Source organism: Metabacillus litoralis (genome assembly GCF_007994985.1).
Taxonomy (GTDB): Bacteria; Bacillota; Bacilli; order Bacillales; family Bacillaceae; genus Metabacillus; species Metabacillus litoralis.
Genome location: NZ_VOQF01000001.1, coordinates 189,752 through 209,805 on the forward strand (window position 1 = coordinate 189,752; position 20,054 = coordinate 209,805).

21 protein-coding genes are annotated in these 20,054 nt (G+C 32.6%); all 21 read right to left on the reverse strand.

What is annotated here, in order from left to right; translation table 11 throughout:
• Positions 1-78 precede the first annotated feature (78 nt).
• Complete coding sequence (locus FS935_RS00970; RefSeq protein ID WP_146945664.1) at positions 79-1,410, reverse strand: YheC/YheD family endospore coat-associated protein; 1,332 nt, start codon at positions 1,408-1,410, stop codon at positions 79-81.
• Entirely contained in the window at positions 1,411-2,742 is a 1,332-nt protein-coding gene (locus tag FS935_RS00975; RefSeq protein ID WP_146945665.1) for a YheC/YheD family endospore coat-associated protein, read from the reverse strand. It lies immediately after the preceding gene.
• Positions 2,708-4,999, reverse strand: coding sequence for a YheC/YheD family endospore coat-associated protein (locus tag FS935_RS00980; RefSeq protein ID WP_146945666.1), 2,292 nt, complete (start codon positions 4,997-4,999; stop codon positions 2,708-2,710). Before FS935_RS00980 ends, FS935_RS00975 begins: the two co-directional genes overlap by 35 nt.
• A gap of 388 nt (positions 5,000-5,387) precedes the next feature.
• Positions 5,388-5,843 (reverse strand): CotY/CotZ family spore coat protein, encoded by a 456-nt coding sequence (locus FS935_RS00985; RefSeq protein ID WP_158638489.1) that lies wholly within the window; start codon positions 5,841-5,843, stop codon positions 5,388-5,390.
• An 80-nt stretch (positions 5,844-5,923) separates the two neighbouring features.
• Positions 5,924-6,943 (reverse strand): YheC/YheD family protein, encoded by a 1,020-nt coding sequence (locus FS935_RS00990; protein ID WP_146945668.1) that lies wholly within the window; start codon positions 6,941-6,943, stop codon positions 5,924-5,926.
• Between the two features lie 13 nt (positions 6,944-6,956).
• Positions 6,957-8,180, reverse strand: coding sequence for an ATP-grasp domain-containing protein (locus FS935_RS00995; protein WP_146945669.1), 1,224 nt, complete (start codon positions 8,178-8,180; stop codon positions 6,957-6,959).
• A 318-nt stretch (positions 8,181-8,498) separates the two neighbouring features.
• Positions 8,499-9,719 carry a threonine ammonia-lyase gene (gene ilvA / locus FS935_RS01000; RefSeq protein ID WP_146945670.1) on the reverse strand — a complete coding sequence of 407 codons (1,221 nt, stop codon included), beginning with the start codon at positions 9,717-9,719 and terminating at the stop codon, positions 8,499-8,501.
• Between the two features lie 117 nt (positions 9,720-9,836).
• Positions 9,837-10,343, reverse strand: coding sequence for a DUF3916 domain-containing protein (locus FS935_RS01005; protein WP_146945671.1), 507 nt, complete (start codon positions 10,341-10,343; stop codon positions 9,837-9,839).
• A 232-nt stretch (positions 10,344-10,575) separates the two neighbouring features.
• Positions 10,576-10,932 carry a hypothetical protein gene (locus FS935_RS01010; protein ID WP_193559338.1) on the reverse strand — a complete coding sequence of 119 codons (357 nt, stop codon included), beginning with the start codon at positions 10,930-10,932 and terminating at the stop codon, positions 10,576-10,578.
• Between the two features lie 83 nt (positions 10,933-11,015).
• The gene (rpsN, locus tag FS935_RS01015) at positions 11,016-11,285 is read right to left on the reverse strand and encodes a 30S ribosomal protein S14 (protein WP_146945672.1); all 270 of its coding nucleotides are present in this window, start codon (positions 11,283-11,285) and stop codon (positions 11,016-11,018) included.
• 63 nt (positions 11,286-11,348) lie between these two features.
• Positions 11,349-11,603, reverse strand: a complete 255-nt coding sequence (locus tag FS935_RS01020; protein ID WP_146946303.1) for a type B 50S ribosomal protein L31 — start codon at positions 11,601-11,603, stop codon at positions 11,349-11,351.
• 137 nt (positions 11,604-11,740) lie between these two features.
• The gene (locus tag FS935_RS01025) at positions 11,741-12,088 is read right to left on the reverse strand and encodes a VOC family protein (RefSeq protein WP_146945673.1); all 348 of its coding nucleotides are present in this window, start codon (positions 12,086-12,088) and stop codon (positions 11,741-11,743) included.
• Positions 12,089-12,465: 377 nt separating this feature from the next.
• Complete coding sequence (locus FS935_RS01030) at positions 12,466-13,011, reverse strand: HXXEE domain-containing protein (protein WP_146945674.1); 546 nt, start codon at positions 13,009-13,011, stop codon at positions 12,466-12,468.
• A gap of 30 nt (positions 13,012-13,041) precedes the next feature.
• Positions 13,042-13,920, reverse strand: a complete 879-nt coding sequence (locus FS935_RS01035; protein WP_146945675.1) for a GNAT family N-acetyltransferase — start codon at positions 13,918-13,920, stop codon at positions 13,042-13,044.
• Positions 13,921-14,334: 414 nt separating this feature from the next.
• Positions 14,335-15,684 (reverse strand): MATE family efflux transporter, encoded by a 1,350-nt coding sequence (locus tag FS935_RS01040; protein ID WP_146945676.1) that lies wholly within the window; start codon positions 15,682-15,684, stop codon positions 14,335-14,337.
• Positions 15,685-15,743: 59 nt separating this feature from the next.
• Entirely contained in the window at positions 15,744-16,337 is a 594-nt protein-coding gene (locus tag FS935_RS01045; protein ID WP_240050774.1) for a GyrI-like domain-containing protein, read from the reverse strand.
• A gap of 171 nt (positions 16,338-16,508) precedes the next feature.
• Complete coding sequence (locus FS935_RS23795) at positions 16,509-16,586, reverse strand: MerR family DNA-binding transcriptional regulator (protein WP_240050808.1); 78 nt, start codon at positions 16,584-16,586, stop codon at positions 16,509-16,511.
• A 68-nt stretch (positions 16,587-16,654) separates the two neighbouring features.
• Positions 16,655-17,119 carry a DUF2691 family protein gene (locus FS935_RS01050; RefSeq protein WP_146945677.1) on the reverse strand — a complete coding sequence of 155 codons (465 nt, stop codon included), beginning with the start codon at positions 17,117-17,119 and terminating at the stop codon, positions 16,655-16,657.
• A 505-nt stretch (positions 17,120-17,624) separates the two neighbouring features.
• Entirely contained in the window at positions 17,625-18,089 is a 465-nt protein-coding gene (locus FS935_RS01055; protein WP_146945678.1) for a hypothetical protein, read from the reverse strand.
• A 329-nt stretch (positions 18,090-18,418) separates the two neighbouring features.
• The gene (locus FS935_RS01065; protein WP_146945679.1) at positions 18,419-19,282 is read right to left on the reverse strand and encodes an SDR family oxidoreductase; all 864 of its coding nucleotides are present in this window, start codon (positions 19,280-19,282) and stop codon (positions 18,419-18,421) included.
• Between the two features lie 547 nt (positions 19,283-19,829).
• Positions 19,830-20,051, reverse strand: coding sequence for a helix-turn-helix domain-containing protein (locus FS935_RS01070; RefSeq protein WP_146945680.1), 222 nt, complete (start codon positions 20,049-20,051; stop codon positions 19,830-19,832).
• Positions 20,052-20,054: the final 3 nt, after the last annotated feature.

Consider the following 20,054-nt stretch of genomic DNA (forward strand, 5'->3'; position numbering starts at 1 on the left):
GCAATGGAACGAAACTTGTTTCTTTCAGCTTAACTGAATATAGATTTTTTCGTCTTTTTTTATGACTTCCTTAATACTTCAACTTCCATCATTGAAACCGTTCATCGCCAAATACTTCGCATACAAAACCGGATTGGATTTCACTAAATAATACATTTTTCGATCCTTAATCATAAGTGGAAAATCGTGATCATGTCTTTTGTTCATTTCAATCACCCAAATTTTTTCGTCTTCATCAATTCCAACATCGATTCCTAAATCTGCATAACCTCCACCTACTTGATCAACTCTTTTCGCCATTTTTGTGCAAATTCGAACAATTTCTTGGTACTTATTGAATGCGGTTAACTCATCATAACCAAATTGAAGCTTCAAAGCAGAAATACCATCTCTTGCAAATCCATTTGCTTTAAAATTTGATGAAATTGCGTTTGTTTGCCCAAACCTTGCAATCATTCCTGTGCACTGCCAAAACCCTGTATGGTTTTTTTGAAGTATCACACGATAATCAACTTTTCGATTTTCATAGGTGTGTAGACGGATCGGTTCTTGCAATAAATAGTAATAATGCTTTCTTAAAAAGCTACGCATTTCTTCAGTTGTTATTTTTTTACTTTCATCTTCATAATTTTTCGAAATGATATAATGTTCATCTTCTTTTTCAATATAATGAATTCCCTTACCTCTTGAACCACTTTTTGGTTTTAAGTAAGCCCCTTTATAACGATCGATAAACTCATCTACTGCATGTAAATTGATTTTTTTTGTTGTTTTCGGTAAATTTTCTACTAATTCATGACAAGGCTCTAACCACTTCCAGAATTGCCATTTATCAAAGTAATTGGAGTTAAAAAAACTCTTACCCATGCAGTTATTTAGTTTTTTCAACGTAGGACTTGCGAGTTCAACCCTTCGATAAATCGCGCCAGGAAAAGGTAAATCAGCTTTTCTCCAGTTATTTTCTTTACTTGGATCATAAATATATCCTGAAATCTTTTCTTCATCAAAATCAATTTGGTCTTCACTAAACACAAAAAGCACACCATTAATTTGCTCATATAACATTGTATAAATTACATAATGATGCAAATTTTTTTCTAATCTTGTTTCTGTTTTACCTAATAATAATCCGATAACAGGTCCTATTATTAACTCATTATTTTTAAGCGAGAACTCGTATTTTACATCCAAATCAATTAATAAAGAGGTTTTGATATTACTAGAAATGAACACTCGTTCCTCATCTAGAAGTGAATGAACTTTCACAACTACTTGTTGCTTCCGTTTTCCATAAGTTAAAGTTAATTCTTGATGTTTCTCTAAACCTAACTCATTTAGTATTTTTTCATTAAACGTAATCACAAAATCCTTTGTTTCACATTCACTTTGATATAATAGGAAACGTTTCATTTATACAACACTCCTAAATCCACTTAACCATTTCGCATATTTTAAGGGTGCTGTTTTTATCTTATAATAAAGCTGTTCATCTTTAGCATCCAAAGCGATTGTCATGTCAGGGCTGCGATTATTAATTTCAATAACCCATAAATTTTTATGTTCATCCATGCCTATATCAATCCCAATATAAGCAAGATGAAGACCTTTATTTTCTAAATACTTGCAACATTGTATGGCTAAATTCTCTAATTCTATATATTTCCTAAAAGCATCTTTTGGGGAGTCTTTATAAATTCTTTGTAATGTTTCCCATACTTGTTCAGCAGATCCTCCACTTGAAATATTACTTACGATACTATTTTCTTCCCCTAATTTAGTGACAATCCCTGGAACTGACCACTTTCCATTATGATCTTTTGTTACAATCACTCTTAAATCCATTAATCTCCCATTTTCTTTTATCAGTGATATTCCTTGCTGAGCAATATATCTTTCTATCTTTAACTCAGTTTGTAAATACTCTTGAATAGAATACCAATCATCAAATAACGTTGAAATATTTTCATTCTTAAACCGATATTTTAACGTGTACCCCTCTTCTGTTTTACTAAGGAGGTAAATGCCTGAGCCCTGCATGCCAGATGCTGGTTTAATATATATAGAAGAATGGTTGTTTACTAATTTCTCTAATGCAGGAAAATCGTTAGCTAAAACTGTTTCTGCAAAAAAGCCCTTTAAAGAATCATTGCTTGAAAACCATTCCCACATTTCCCACTTATTAAAAACATGTGAATTAAAATAATTTGAACCTATAAGTCGTTCTAATTGGTTTCTCATTGATGTTTTCAGTGTCTTTCTAATAAATACTGCAGCTGGAAAAGGGAAAGTCCCCTTTTCCCACACATTTTGAATTGGATCATAAGCGAAACCTGTAATGATTCGCTTTTCCTCATCGATACCATCTGATGTAAACAAAAGAATTAGGCCGTTTATTTGTTTGTAGCCATACATATAATTTTTATAAATTCTAATTCTTTCCATTGTCATCTCACTTGTTTTTCCACGAACAAGTAAACCGATCACAGGACCAATAATCAATTCATTTTGATTGACAGTAAGTTCATAGTCGAGGTTAGTAGGTATTGAAAAATGATTAAACACATCTTCTGATAAAATAATGACTGATTCTTCGTCATCATGAACATCAACTTTAACTATTTGTTTATTAGCACCAATCGTTAGATTCATATTGCATTCGTTAATAGCAAGGTTTGATAAAGTATTAGCATGAAGAAAGATCTCTTTATTAGAGGTAGGACTTATTTTGAGTGTATACTTCATTTCCTAAATCCTCCTTTACAATATCGAAACCTTGAAGATTCACAGCGTAAAAAAGTGGTTGATACCTTATTTTTAAGTACGTATCATAATCCATCTTTTTAAACCCTTTGAAACTCGGGAAAATATTTGCTTCTAATATCCATGGATATCCTTCTTCATCTAAAGCTATATCTATCCCAAATTCTGCATAATGTTGTGCATGTTTAGTCATCACAAGACAAAAGTTGTGACAAACTTCTATAACCTTCTGATGGATAGATGCATATGAAAGAGGTTTATTTGATTTCCTAATCACCTCTTCTAACGTCATAGCAAAGCCACCTCTAGCTATATTTGTAAGTTCCTCATTTTCACCGGCGACCCTACACTCAATCCCGGTGCAATCCCATTCCATTCTTTTATTTTTTTGCATAACTACTCTCACATCAAATGGTCTCTCATTTACCTTTAAAAGTGAGATATAGGTTTGGTATAAATATTGTTGCTTGCAAATTTCCAAGTTATCTAACATTTCCATGAGAATTTTTTCATCCTGAATAAGATGGCGAATACGATATTTTTTTCGATAATCATACAACACATAGCCTTCACGGTTCTCATTTTCTTCAAGAATAAAGATTCCTCGGCCTCTAGACAGGTCAACAGGTTTTAGAATAATCTTTTTTTCCTCATGCAGAAAACGAATGAAATCTTGGTTATTACTAAATATATGAGTAGAAGGTAAATGTTTACTAATAGTGGGTTCATCCCGTAATAAATGCAAATCTGATTTCTTAAAATGATGAGAATTAAACAAATTATTATTCGTCAATTGAATAAGTTGATTTATACGATCTTCGTTTTGATGGAAATTCCTTCTATAAATCGCAGATGGAATGGGAGCACTCCCATATTCCCAGATTTGAAGTTTAGGATTATAAATTTGTCCATAAACCATCTTATTTTCCCAATCAATTGAACGAGTTGAAAAAGCAATGACTAGCCCGCCAAATCGTTCATACTGCCCAAATCTGTCACTATATTTCTCCATGTATTGTGTTGTGTAAAGTTGATTCTTTTCACCTAATAAAAAACCTATTGTTGGTCCTATAATTAATTTAGTTTCTAGAAGTTTGATCTGATAATGTAGCCCCATCTTTACATGTGTTTTTTTCGCTAATCCTGATGAAATAAAAACTTCTACAGGGCTAAAGTAAGAATTACCTTTTACAAACGTTGGTGTTTTCTCCGCTGGCTCAACAATACACATGGTTTCTACTATTCCAAATTCAAATGAGAGGTGTGATTTCAACTTATTCCCTAATAATTCCTGAGGAAGTTTTATGACCAAATCATCTGAATTAAATTCAGTAAATTTAATCCAATAAGAACGTTCTACATCAGCTAGATGATCTTTTTCTTCTCTAATCGTTGGTGTTATTGTTGTTTCGTCTGAATTAGAACTTATAAAACTTTTTGAGGTATTTTTTTTCAAATGAGAAGCAACTTCAATCGGCCTCATGGCTACTGTTTTCCATAAGTTTTTTTTCCATTTTAAAAGATCATCAAGACCAGTGTTTATTGAACGAACTGATTGTAACTTCATATTCTCATCATCATATATTGAAAATTGAAGACTAGTCTCATGAATTCCTGGATAATAAAAATGAATCACTTCTAAAATCTTTTCCGAAACGGAGACTATTTTTTTCTCTATTTCCTCTATATCTTCTAGGTGAAATAAAAAACCGCACTCATTTAGACTATAAATAACTTCATCTAGATCTTTTATATAAATAGTAGAAATGTTCCATTTTAAAAACTCATTTTTTTGGGCTAACACATGTAATGTAAAAGGAGTTCCAAAATATTTTTTTTCTTTAGGAAGGTAATCACTTAGTTCAGGCTTAGATTTTATTAATTCAAACAAATGATTCATTTTTATCACATGATGCTCATTAATGACAGTAACAGTTGACATTTGAGAAAGCTGCCGTAATTTTTTTATATTTCTTTTTAGGTTTATTTTTGTGGAATTATAAATAACAGATGGTATTTTAATGGTTTCTTTTTTCATTCGTTCATTTTGGAGCATATAGGCCTCGACTGTATGCTCATTAATGGAAACATCTTTTATTGAAAAGAAGGCGATTTGACTTCCTAATTCTTTCCCCTTCTCTAAATATTCGTAAGGCATACCATCAACTTTATTAACTTGTTTTTTTAACTTTTTTAATTCTTGTGTTGAAAGTAATACCCCAATAAGATGATCATGCATATCTCACCCTCCTCACAAACTATAAGTTAACCTCTTTAGGTGGTTGAATTCCGTTGCAGGCATTCCCTTTTTCGTGGGTGTCCCTTAGCCTTCGTAGCACCTGCACTTACAGGTTCCTTATTAAAACTCTTTTCCAGAACTCTTCTGTCATCCGCATAAAAATAGAAAACACAAAAAAATTTTAACCTCTCTAATTAAAGCTCAATAATAAAACCACGAACGATATACAGGACCTATATAATATATTCATCAGTAGGTAAATGGTTATAGGCAGTCAATTGCCGGATTGGTAATTTTTGTTGATGAACATATAAAAAAACGTGGATCACGAGCTAATGATTCACGTTTTTTTATATGTTCACTTTTGCAAGTAAATAATTATCCATGATTACCACTTCGGCTCGATTACGATCTTTTTTAACAAATCAACATCTAAACATTGAATTGCACAGAAGCAGGACAAATCAACTGTTACACAAATATTCGTTCGCTCTAATCGATCTACAGCACAAATGTCATCTACATAAGAGCTATAGATAGATATAGGACGTAAAAGTGATAGTGAAGCACAATTCTTCTCTTCGTCAAGATGTTCTATTCTAAAAAATTTTGTATGAAAATGATGATGGTCATGATCCTTTTCTCCATACTGTAACCCTGCTAATTCAAATAACCCATCTTCATTGAATAATAAAAAAGGAATTGTATCCACCTTAAATAGCTTTTTAAATAAGCTGCTAAAACAGCTAGTTGGACTTCCCTCTAATTGATCTTGCTGTTCTTTTAACTCTTGGAGTGCTTTGTAAACACAGTTTGGGTTAGAATCATTGTATTCATCGATCATCTCCCCCTCCCTCCAATACATTCATTTACTATATGATATTTAACTAGTTAAATTATGTGCAAATGTGGATATAATTGGGTTTAACTATTATTTTTTCTTATTAAAAACAAACAGTAAGGAATCATTTTTTTCGCAACTTCAAATTCACGAAACTTTGCTCCTGGTCTCCAATTCACTTCATAAATCCATAGCTTTTTATTAGAATCAAGACCAACGTCAATTCCAAGTTCATCAAATTCTTTAGAATAAAGACTTTCGAAATGTTTTGTAAATGAAAGTGTAAATTGTTCAAGTAACCTTTTCATATTAAAATAATCTTCATCAAATTCATCTTTTAAAAATGAATCTAGCTCCCCTCTATACCCGCCGCTACTCACATTGCTTACTAATCTACTGCTACCACTAATACGAGGGTATATAAGGTTTATCTCCCATATTCCTTGACCATTTTTTTGAACGTGCAAACGAAAGTCATACGTTAAACCAGCTTTTGTTTTACACTCGATAAATGGTTGGAGCATGTATTTTTTTTCTTTTATTAAATCATCTATATATAAGACAAGCTCATCTTCTGAATAAATTTTCACTTCTGATCCAACCACTACTTTAAATCGTTGTGTCTCTATACACTCAATAAATAAAACACCTTTTCCATGTTTACCAGATAATGATTTTAAAACAAGTTTTTCATTATTAGAAAAATGGGGAAGAGCTTCTTTACCACTTTTTATATAGTAAGAAGGGATAATAAAATCAGAAAACTGTTTAGCTTTCACAATTTTCTTGTGAACGCTCATTTTATTTCCAACAGAGTAACTTGTAAATAAGCACTGCTTTTTTAATTTCCTAGTAATTTGATATTCTCTCTTATTTCTTGGTGAACAACTATTGATCACAACATCTGGAAAACTCATATCCTTCCTTTTCCATTCGCGATCATCATAAACCCACCCACTGATTTTTCCTTCTTGAAAATTAACTGATTCAAATGAAAAATAAAAAAACTCTACATTTTCCATTTTGGATACAGCTGCGTAGGCATAGGCTCTTTTCAAGACGTAAGGACTTTTCCGACGATGAAGCATTCCAATTAGTGTCATAACATCAGCTTCCTTAAAAAGGTTCTAGAAAAAATTGAATTTCCTTTGATGCTCGTAACGCATTCTGCTTTGCTTCTTGGGGTGAATCTCCAGTAGCAATTACATATGCATATCGATCACCCATGGACATTGGTGGTGTCAAGATGCTCCCTTTTCTTGGTTTTACATATACTTCTTTTACACCTTTAAATTGTTTCGCTCTATTTTTTCCTGTTACCTTTACTAATTTCCCTCTTCTCTCTACGATTAAATAATTTGCAAACACAAATTGATTCTTTTTCTTTTCTACTAAAGGCTTTTCACCTAAATATAACCTTAATGTTTCCTTAACGAGGTCGATACCTGTTGCATATTGAATGATTCGGTTCATTGCTCCCCCTGAGATTCTAGGATTAATTTCAATTAACTTCCACTGCCCACGTACTAATCTCATTTCTAAGTGACATGAACCATTGATCAGACCTAATTTGTGGATGATTTCTGAAATGGTTTTTTCTAATTCTTCCATTAAAGAACTAGATAGCTGGGCAGGCATGTGATAACCCGTTATGATAAATCTCTTTTTGCTTGTTATTTCTTGCTCAATAACAGCAACAATGGAGATCGTTTGTTTATAAACAATAATCTCAATAAGGAATTGTCTCCCTTGTAGATATTCTTCTATTAATATAGGTAAGGGCTTTTCTTTACTTTGCATGTTCTTCATTCCTACTATTAATTCATCGGACGTTTGTACTAATACAACATCTTTAGATCCATTTGATTCAGGAGATTTAATCACAAGAGGTAAGTATTCTTTTGACCTATCTAGGATATCTTTAATTAATTCATCCTTTTTAAAAATTGTATAATAAGGTGAAGACGATAAGTCTTTTAGCAATGAACGAAACCTAGTCTTATTTTCCATATTGTATAAAGCATCCGTTGACATTTGACTCAATCCTAATTCTTTTGACAAATTTACTGAATATGATACAAATGGATCGATTAAGCTAACAATTGCCCGAATATCTTTTCCTTTATCTCTTAGTTCATTTATTTCGTTTAAAACATCTTCTTTATTTAACAAGTCCTTTTTAAAGATCATAAGATGTGTTTCTGTGAACTCTTCTCTCTGTTCTATGAATTTTTTTCTGTCTGTAAATAATACTGTAAAATATCCCATTTTTTCTGCAATGTTCAATGCGTCTCTACTTGTACCAGACTTATTACTTCCAATAAATACAATTGTTTTCATAGGATCACATCTCCTAACCCGGCGTTTCTAGGCACTTTATCATATTATTATGTGTAAAAAAGGAATTAGGTTCCTTGCTCCTATAAGTTTCATTGCATTGCATAAATTAAAAAGTTAAAATTTAGTTATTTCTACGTTAATTTTTTTATCCCTTACGAAATGTTCTACTACAACATTTTCGATTTAGTTGTATATTTGATGCTAAAAAAAGCACCTCAATTGTTAAGTATGTCTAACAGGTGGGGCGCTTTTTAATTGTAGGGTGTTTTATTTGTCTGTTTAGTTGAAATTTAACGCGCAATTTTGAGAAATTAAAAATTATTGTTCATAAAGTCGCTCAACCAGTTGAATATTATATCCTTTGTTTTTCAATACTTTATGTAGCTCTTCAATATGGTCATTGTTTCTTGTTTCAACGGAAATCTCAAGCTGGGCAAATCCCGGGTATATATGTCTTCCAACGTGCTGAAGATTTACATCTTGAATATTAGCATTGAGATTCGTAACAGAGCTTAATACTTTCTCAAGCTCACCTGGTTTATCTTTTAATGTCATCGAAAAGTGAGCAAACCTTCCAGCTTCAACCAAACCTCGTTCAATAATTCTTGAAATAAAGTGAACATCCACATTTCCACCGCTCAAAATAGCTGTTACTTTCTTTCCAGTCAAGTTTAGTTTTTTGTATAGAAGTGCTGCTAGTGAACTAGCTCCTGATCCTTCTACTAATAGCTTACTTCTCTCTAATACCATAAGCATCGTTCTGGCAATCTCCATTTCATCCACACAAACAATGTCATCAACATACTCTTTTATAATGTCAAAGTTTTTTTGTCCTGGCTTTTTGACAGCAATTCCATCCGCCATTGTTGGGGTTGCTTCGATCATCACTGGCTTTCTTTCCAGCAAAGATTGCTTCATACTTGGACATGCTGATGCTTGAACTCCGTAAACTGCTATGTTCGGGTTCATTTGTTTTACTGCCATCGCTACTCCAGCAATCAGCCCGCCTCCTCCGACAGGACAAATAATAGCATCGATATCTGGCAGTTGTTCGACAATTTCAACTCCTACTGTTCCTTGTCCTACAATCACATCATGATCATCAAAGGCATGAATAAACGTACCCCCAACTCGATCACAATATTCTAAAGCATATGCTAAGGCTTCATCAAAAACAGTTCCTTCTAAAATAACTTCAGCACCATACTGCTTCGTAGCTAGCACTTTACTGAGTGGTGCTCCCTTTGGCATAACAATCGTACAAGGAATTCCTAGCATTTTACTAGAATAAGCAACACCTTGAGCATGATTTCCTGCCGATGCTGCAACAACTCCCTTATTTAATTCTTCTTTGCTCAAAGAGCTTAACTTATTATAAGATCCTCTAACTTTAAAGGAACCTGTTTTTTGAAGATTTTCTAATTTTAAATACACTTCATTTTGAGCAATTGTACTAAATGTGTGTGAATAATCGAGTGGAGTTGTATGAACAATTCCTTTAAACTTTTTCCTAGCAGCTAGCACATCATCTAAGTTCAACTAAATACTCCTCCAATCTCTAGACCTTTTCTTTAGGCTTCTCAATTGAAGGAGTAAGTATGAGTAATTTTATTAAATGTAAAAATCGCTTATAAATAAAGGTCGACCACTTATCATTTAGTTTAAATCTCCAATAAACCAGATTTCTCCCTTGTAATGGTAATCTTCATCAGTAATTTCTTCTCTATATCCTACTATTGACATATTAGCTGGGACTGTTAATTTCCATTCCTTTTCAATATTCCTCATTTTAGAAAGTGGAAACCACGTTTGTTCATCATTCCTATTAAAAATTTTTTGATAATAGGATTTCCCTTTAAATACAATAATTTCTGATCTCCATAAATCAGGTAAATGAATAGCAACCACTACACGATATATTTCTTCTTCTTTTGGTTTTATGTAACTCAGATGTTTAGCTCTATCTATCAAGGTTTGTATACATTTTCGTTTAACTTTCGTTGGTGTTTTATTCGAATTTATAAATTCTTGTGAAACAGGTAATGGAAAATTTCTATATTCATTTTCATAAAATTTCAATGGAAATTCTATCGTGTTTTCTTCAATACGTTTTATTAGTTTATTGATTTTACGGTTAATTCCACGTACTTTTTTCTCTCTCATGCTTTTTTCTCATTTCTTATCTAATTATGTTTTAAAAACAACCCTAGTCATGCGGCATATAGCCAATAACTTATTGCGTCATACTGTCAATAAGGATAACTGGAGTACTTACAACAGTATTTTCCTAATTGTATCATTGTGATTTTGACCATTTTCATTCATAGAACAGCCCACCATTAAGAAATTGAGTAAAACGGAGTCATTTACTTTTTAAAAATTTTTTAATATTATATTACGTTATAACAAGAAAATACTGCTTCCTGTCAGTTAGTTCTCCCTTTATCTCTTGTACTCTTTTCGTACAATCAATCATTTTGTATCTTGCCAATTTTTTATCTAGCTCATTATTTATTTCGTCTTCTATACTATGCATAAAATTTACTGTTTCTTCAATAGTCATATTAAAGTGCTTCGCAGCCTGATGATGGGGAGAATGCTCTTTAAGAAGTGTTAAAAACTGCTCTTTCGTATTTGATTGTTGAGCTAAACCATCTTCCAAATCTTCGATGAATTGATATAATTTTCTTTTTTCAATAGAAAGAGAGTTAATGATTCTTCTTGCAAAGATCTCCATTAGTTTATCATTCATACACTCTCACTAGCCTCCTTTTTTCCTTATGCAAAAGAAGAAACGTGAAGTAATATGGTCACTTCACGTCCTCATTTGATCTTCTACCAGCTCGATTTTTTCACACCTGGAATTTGACCTTTATGTGCCAATTCACGAAACGCAATTCGGGACATGGCGAATTTTCTTAAATAGCCTCTTGGTCGACCTGTTACTTGACACCTGTTATGAAGTCTTGAGGGTGCTGAATCCCTCGGAAGCTTACTCAATGCTGTGTAATCTCCCTTCTCCTTTAACTCTCTTCTTATTTCTGCATATTTCTCAACCATTTTTTGTCTTTGTAATTCCTTTACTACCTTTGATTTCTTTGCCATATGAGATAACTCCTTTTACTAAACGTAATTATTACGATTTAAAGTGTATTTTTTACCCACTAATTAATTATTTTCCTTCATTTTATACTTTTGTAGAAAACGATCTACTCTTCCACCTTTATCTGTAAACTTCTGTACTCCTGTATAAAATGGATGTGTGTCTGAGCTTATTTCCACTTTAATTAACGGATATGAGTTTCCATCTTCCCACTCTATTGTCTCATTTGTCACCTTTGTAGATCCTGTTAAAAACTTAAATCCGCTGTTTGTATCCATAAATACTACTTTTCGAAAATCAGGATGTATACCCTTTTTCATTTTATCACCTCTAAATTTATTTTCTTTTTTAATAATAACCGTAATCATTACGAATTGCAAATAATAAATCTTCCTGATAAAAACAGAGCCCTTAATCTGTAGCATTTAAAATAATAAGGACTCTTCATCCTACTCTTTTACTTGCACATCATCAATACATTTCCATCAGGATCCTTAAAATTAAACCAATGACCATTTTCGATATTTGTTATGATTTCTACATTTTTACGTTTCAGAAATTCATATGCTTCATCAATATCTTCTGTATAAAGTTGAAAAGCAGCTACTTTATAGACGTTTTCTGGTGCATAAATTTTGCTATCTAATACAATGTTCGGACCATTTAACGGCAAAACATAAATATGGTCAAAATAAATTTCACCCTCTGTTGATAAACCTAAAATGTCACAATACCAATCACGGGCACGTTCTATAGAACTAACAGGAACAAAAACACCACTAATTTTATTAGAAACAGATTCCATACCATAACCTCCAATATATGAGATATACCTATCATTCTATGTATATTGCAAATTACCTCTTTATTTCCAGATTTTTTTGGTTAAATTAACCTGCTTACATTACTCAAGTTGAACGATTATTCGCCAGAGTTGAACGATTAATAGGGAAAGTTGAATGAATATTCAATAAAGTTGAACGATTAATAGTAAAAGTTGATTAATTCTAGGTAGTTTCAGAGATTTATATCCTCTCAGCCCCTCAAACATACGTAAATGAATAAATACGCCACTAAAACTGATATGATTATTGAAAAAAGTACATGCTTTTTTCCAATATACTTTTTTCAAGACACTCTTCTAACAATATCTATCCATTTAATTCAAAATCATTTCCTTTTTTAAGCTGTTATCTTCGGAACAATTTTGGGAGCAACATGATGACCTATAAAAACGACGAAAATGGTCGCTAAACCAAAAGGTAGCGAGTAAACTAAATCAATCATCGAAATTAGATTCTCTGTTAGTAATCGATAAAATAAATAGAATGAATACGGCAACGTAATACAAAGAGCTGTTCCTGCCCCAAGTGCATAAACACGCAAGAAAATACTCTGTCCTAAATGAATAAACACATGCAAAAACAGAATGAGATTAAACCCAACAAACATGTAGTAAAAATGTTGTTCAACCGCCAAATAGGTAGCAATGATATATAGAACTAATTGAAAAAAAACTGGTATTGAAAACTGTGCTGCAGTAGTTGTTGACATATCTTGAAATGTTTTTTGAAATGTTGCTGGAATTCTATGAGCAACTTTCTCCTTGTTTATCTTAAACCAAGCTTCGACAAAAATTATTTCTTCAAAATCATGAAGTAAAAACGATAATGGAAATAACCACAAAAGTGATTCTAAACTAATATGAGCATCCAGCATGTTAAACATCTATCGACCTCTCCTCTAACAGATTTCTTGCTATGCCTTAGAAGTAAGAGGATGCTTAAACTGTAAAGGTAGTGATTTCTCCATTTTAGATAGTACAAACAATACATCATCACCTTCATAAGCATCAATCTGATAATCGGCTTCATTTAGCTCTGGGGTAAAATGAAAAATAATAGTACCCTCTTCTTTTCTAAGCAGTGCTCCTCCTACTTCATTAAGAGAACATTCCTCCTTACTAAGACAATCAAAAAGATGAAGCTGCTCCTCTTCGAACTTTGCAACAATGATTGCATCTAATTCTTTAATATAATAAAGATCATTAGTAAAAACATTGATACAATAAAACATTAACAATGAATCAGCATTGAATGTAGCAAATCGAGTAGACAAGTTTTTTTTCTGCTTTGCATATGTATGGACAAACTCTCTATCCTGCTTCAGAGTTCCATCTAATTTTGTAATGGAATAGTTTGTGTTTCCAGATCTTATTGTCGTAGTAAAAATAGATTCATAGCACCTTCCAAATCCGAATTTCGGATAAAAGTCTAAAACTGTGTTGTTTGCAAACAAATACATGAAATCATACTGTCCTTCGTATCTAGATAGCACCTCATTCATGAGCTTTGCTGAAAGTCCTTTATTGCGGAAATCTGGGTGAGTCATTACTGTGCCTAGTTGAATCGCTTTCACCTCTATTCCTTCAACAATAACATCAATTAGATTTACTGAAACATTAGCAACAACATTGTTATCTACCACGTATGAATGAGGAACATATCGGTGATCCCAATATCCCATTTGGTACCAATCCTCAAACTGAATGCCAAAAATACTAGTAGCTAACTCATTAAAGCTGAAACGAAGCTTATCATCATTTTGATAACCTATAACTAATTCAGGTGAATTCATTTTCTTGCTCCATTCTCTTTGTTTTTTCGACAGCTACATGATGAAGTTTTCTTACTACTTCAGGAATTTACCTACTTCCTCTCAAGGCCATTATCTAAATATTGATTTAAAACAATGCCTTGTGATAATTCTAAATATTTTTGCACTTAAAATATTTATAAGCTTGAATTAAATAATTGTCAATGACTTCCATTTGTGACAGTCACTTCCCGAATTTTCTTGTTTCACAGCTAAAATTGTTTTTTCTTATGGTGTAATGCTAACTATTAACTTTGGTTTTCGTTAATCTTTTAGATATCAGAAAATAAAATCATAGTAAATAGCCAAGGTTTTTTGCATCATTTACATACAATAACCTTGGCTATTTCAACCGATCCATTTTGACTCCAATTATTAAGCTTAAAAAACTATTTATTAATACCCTCTTACTTGCTTGAGTTCAAGTACACGTTTTCTTGTAAAAAGGACGAGCAGCAAGGCAACAAGCATTTCTGCAAGTGGTAATGCAAGCCAAACACCTGCGATACCAATGAACTTTGGTAGCAACCATAAAAAGAATAAGATAAAAACAAAGCTTCTTAATAGAATAATAATAATGGAAGGACGAATATTCATGATGGATTGAAAATAAGTCATATAAACAAAATTAAAACCTAGGAAAAGGTAGCCAATGAAAAATAACCGAATTCCATCAACAGCTAAATTACGCACATCATTTGATTCTAATCCAAAGAGTGATACAAGCAAAGGTGCAGCAGCCAGACCGATGAGAAGAAGAATTGCGCCAAGAATAAATGCTGCTTTTTCACCAATTAGTACACTCTCCTTGATACGACCTTTTTCTTTTGCACCATGATAATAGCTGATCATTGGTTGTAATGCTGACTCAATGCCAAAAAACGTTAAAAACATAAAGCCGTGTAAGTAATTAACGACTGAAAAAGCTGCTACTCCTTCTGTACCTAGTAAACCGACAATTGCCAAGTTATACCCTACAACAAAGACAAGGGTACCCGCTTCAGCAAGAAAGCTAGGAAATCCAATTGAGAAAATACCTCTGAGCATATTCCAGGACCACTGAAAGGAAAGCTTCCGTAAATTTGAATGCTTCTTTAAAAAGTGAAGCATAAGAACAAGTATGCCCCCAATACTTGCAAGCACAGTGGCAAGGGCTGCTCCATATACACCTAACTCCAATATAAAAATCATATAATAATTCAGACATATATTAACGATAGCCGTTACACCAAGAGCTACCATTGACAAGGTAGGGCTACCATCGTTTCTAACAAAGATACTGAGAAGTTGTTGTAATGCCATTAGCCAACCAAACAGAAAAAGGACCGTCAAATATTCAACTGTATGAAAAAGAGTATCAGAATTTGCTCCAAGCAAATTCGCAATTGCCTCTACGTTTATATATCCGAACACTCCGATAACTAATAAAGGCACCAATGCACTGGCAAGCCCCAATGAAAATACACTTCGCGCTTTAACGACATTTTCCTCTCCACTATAAATTGAATATAACGTTCCTCCACCGATGCCGATCCAAAGTGAAATCGAAAAAATTAAAGAGAAAACTGGCATGGCAAGGTTAACTCCTGCAAGCGCCTCAGCACCTACCCCATTACCAACAAATACTCCATCAATTAGAATGTTTACTGACATTAACATCATTCCTAATAATGATGGGAAAAAATACTGATAAAATACCTTTTTTACTGATTGATGTTTCAAGCTTTCATGTGCAGTTCCGCTCATTTGTTATTCCTCCTGTACTTCTTACAAGAGAAAGTATAAACCTTCAAGTTACTTGAAGGTCAATCTTTTTCTACCGGAATTTGAAGTAAGGTGATATATGCTGCTTCATCTTGAATAACAGATTCATCAAGTATGGCTATTTCTAAAGGAGCTCCAATCACATGATAGCCTGATTTTTTCAAATGATCTAGTACAGAAGAATAGCTAGATTTAATTGTTTTATAAGGTCCATAATGTGGGAAACAAGCAAATATACCTTCATCCAAATAAGATATTTTCAATCCTTGCTTTTTCCTATTATTATGTAATAATTCAAAGACACCTCTATATTTCACAGGTCCTTCTTGATAAAGACTATCGATCTCGACAATAGCTCCAAAATCACCAGTGAAAAAACCATCATAATCAACACCAGCTAAAGATAGGTTTTCTAGGTCTTTTAAATACAATGCTTCAGATTCTTTCATCAAGTCAATTGGTACATCATTGTATATATAAGAAATTGCACGTTTTGGAAACCAGCGATATTCCAACGTTGGATTGGTACGAAGTGAAAGACCCTCATCAATGGTAGCAATTTTACTTTCTATTTTCTCAGAAACTCTTCTCAATCTTTCCATTTCATCTTTCACTTCTTTAAGCTTTCGTTCCAAAAGTTCTTTCGTATTTTCAGGTGTTCGCTTTTCTAACTGCTGTTGAATATCTTTTATCGAAAATCCATTTTTCTTTAGAAAAATAATTGTATCGAGTGAGATAAATTGCTCGATTGTATAATAACGATAACTACTTTGCTGATCCGTATATTTAGGTTGGAAAATGCCAATCTAATCATAATAACGAAGTGTCGAGGTAGAAATTTGGAACAGTTTGGCCACTTCTCCGATACGGAATTGATGTTTCATATAAATAACTCCTTATTTTGAAATAATAAACTTTTTAATTATAGCTAATGATATCTTAACAAGTACTTCTACCAAACGGACAGTGTAGTTCTTGTATCATTTTCATTTGTAATATATTCAACACCTTTAAAACCATAATTCAGTACATTATTGTATAAAATTTCTAGTTTACTTATATCTCTACAGTAGATGCTCACATAGCAACTATCCACAACCAGCAAAACAAGCTCACAATCACTTCGCAAAAACTCATCATAATTGTTAATCTCTACAATTCTTCCTTTTGGGTGTGCCTGAAGTTCAACAAAAATAAGATAATATCTATTATTTTCTATTAATCTTTTGAAATCAATTCCTTCTATCACCTTTTTATTATCAGGGAAAAGATCATTATTCAATTCATTATTCTTTATCTTGTAAGACTCTCCACTCCCGATTTTCCAACTATAAGTAGCAATGTCAATTGGCTTTAAAACATCACCAAGAAATGTTCCATATTCATTTGGTAGCTCAAAACTAATTCCACGTTTCATACAATGCACTCCCTGAATCACTAGTCTCTATCATAAATAATAAATAACGCAAATTACTTTAGTCGTTTATGTTGATTTTTGTTTTTTGAGGATAATATAAAAGTAAGCAGTGTGTGAAGGTGTTACTTCAACACTTCAAGGTTTAACAACTAAAATTAATAGTGTAGTTAATTTTTTTAACAAAGTATAATATATATATATAATACGCCTCTGTAGCTCTAGAAGGGAAGAGCGCCGTAAAACATTGTAGAGACGGGTCGCAAGGCAAGGGTTTCAGAAGCACCGAAAAGCAAATAAGCTGAGACAGGTGGAATTCCTGTCGGTGAAATTCCGTAGGGAAGCGTGTTCTCCCCCTAGCCTATGCTTACGAAAGGAGTGCGGGTTCGAATCCCGCCAGAGGCTTTTCTTTCCCTGTTAATTATCTATTGGAATGAACGTTTTCATTGAGAAATTGAATAATAGCTAACTTTAACGAACTACTTGTGTATCTACAAACCCCGGATTCTTAATATTTAACAATTGTTGTAACTCCGTATTCTGTTAAAAAGTTCTTATGACTTAATTCTTCTACCCAATTTTTAGAGTTCAACTGATATGTCCCATATTTATCTTGATATGTAAAACTTCCTACATTAATGAAAATTGATTCAGGGTGTTCCGATAATCTGCTTATATAATATTCAACGTTATGTTGATTAGGAAAATGTAAAAGTTCTATAACATCTCCCACCTCCATGTACTTTTCCAGGTAGAATAGAAATAACTGTGAATCAGCACCAGTGATTTCATATATATAAGGTAAAGTAAAAAGTCCTTCCACCGATTCTCCCCATCCATCGGATTCCACTTCTTCAACCCATAATCCCATCACATCTTCTATCCGTTCAAAAACAGTACGATTATTATACTCTTGAATTTCATCGGGAATGATAAAAGACTTTGATGATGCTAAAAATGTAATTTCAGACATAACTGATCCCCCTTTTCATACCAAACTAACCTTTCATATTCAATAGAGAATCTTGTAGAAGTTCAAAAAATCATTTATATCTCTATCTTTCTAATTTTAATAGATGAACAGTGAATAATGATTATTGTTTGAGATAATAGAAGAATCTCATGTTGTAAATGATTTTGACTCAAAGGAAGTATTTCATCATACCCCCACTCACCTTTTTACATTTAAACACAATTTTATAAGGTTTATCTCCGTCAACATTACGTGTTATATCAAAATCCATAGTCCATTTCCGTACTTTTGTCCATTTTATTTGATAAAGACTTCCATTTCTTCAAACTTCATGTAGTTATGTTTTCTAAATCCAATTTCCCCTTAAAATCTCCCACATACTTTCGTATATTTGTCGGCTTTTTGCCTGTTACTTTTTCATAGTCATGCTTTATTCCTTTAGCAAGTCCTAGCTTTGTTGGCATATGCACACCAACCACTACATTCACAAATTCTTCATCTTCACCTAACTTCTTCTTTACAGATTTAAATTCTTTAACAGAAGGGTTTGTGTATTCAATCTTTTTATTAAGTACATCTGTCATTATTTTTGCAACATCATAAAAGTCTAGTGCTTCATTTCCTGTGATCACATAGGTTTTGTTTTTATGAATCTCTGTATTTATTAAGGATAAAACAGAGATTTCCGCAAGATCTCTTGTCTCAACAAAGCTTGTTTTCCCTTTACCTGCCGGTACGAAAATACGTTGCCTTTCTTTAATTTCCTTACAAAGGAAGTCATTTAAATTTTGCATAAAATACCCTGCACGAACAAACGTATAAGGAATATTGCTGCTTTTGATTAGCTTTTCCATTTTGTAATGGTGAATAAATGGCATAAATTGAACATCTTTTAGCGACAAATAGGAAATGTGCTTTATGTCTTTATCCTTTGCCATTTCTAGAAAGATATCAAACTGTAGATCAGCACCTGGTGTGTACATTAAAAAGATGCGATCAACCTGTTCAAGTGCTCCTTCAAATGTACTTGGTTCAGCAAAATCCAGTTCTACATACTCATATTCATCTCCTAACGAATCTCTCGCTTTTTCCACATTTCGAACTCCACATACCATCGGAATATCTTTCGAACGTAAAAATTTTGCAACCTGTGAACCAACTTTCCCTGTAAATCCCGTAACGAGAACCTTCATTCTGTATTTCCCACCTTCCATAACAAGTGTCAATAAGTCTTCTTGTTGATTTTACTTTTTTACCATTATTATAATATTAAACAAAATGTATTAAGACTAAATAATAATTAACATTCTTTGTTTTTTCATAGTATTCTTCCCTTTGTAAAAATTAATCTGTAAGGTCTAACAACAAATTTCTTGTCAATTAATGTCGAATGAACGTTTATATATAAAAGTTGAATGATTATTGGCAAAAGTTGAATGATTATCATGAAAAGTTGAACGATTATTGCCCAAAGTTGAATGATTATCATGAAAAGTTGAACGATTATTGCCCAAAGTTGAATGAATAATAAGTCAAGCTGAAGAATTATGTATTTACTGCAGTTGTTTGTTCACCACTTCCAACTAATTTCTCCTGAATAACCTGCATGGGAGCATGTAAACTTCATAAAAAGATAACATTTGTGTCCTAATCTACCTATTTATTCTATTTAAGGTAGGTTATTTATGTTGATAGTAAAAGGCGTGAAACTTTTTATAAAAGTTTCACGCCTTTTAGCTCCTATTCTTGGATATCTTCATCACTTTTGTATTCTAAAAGATCTCCTGGTTGACAGTCTAATGCCTTACAAATGGCTTCTAAGGTGGAAAGTCGTACCGCTTTTGCTTTTCCATTTTTTAAAATAGATAGGTTTGCCATTGTGATACCAACCTTTTCGGAAAGTTCTGTTACGCTCATTTTCCTTTTAGCCAGCATTACATCAATATTAATTATAATTGCCATATT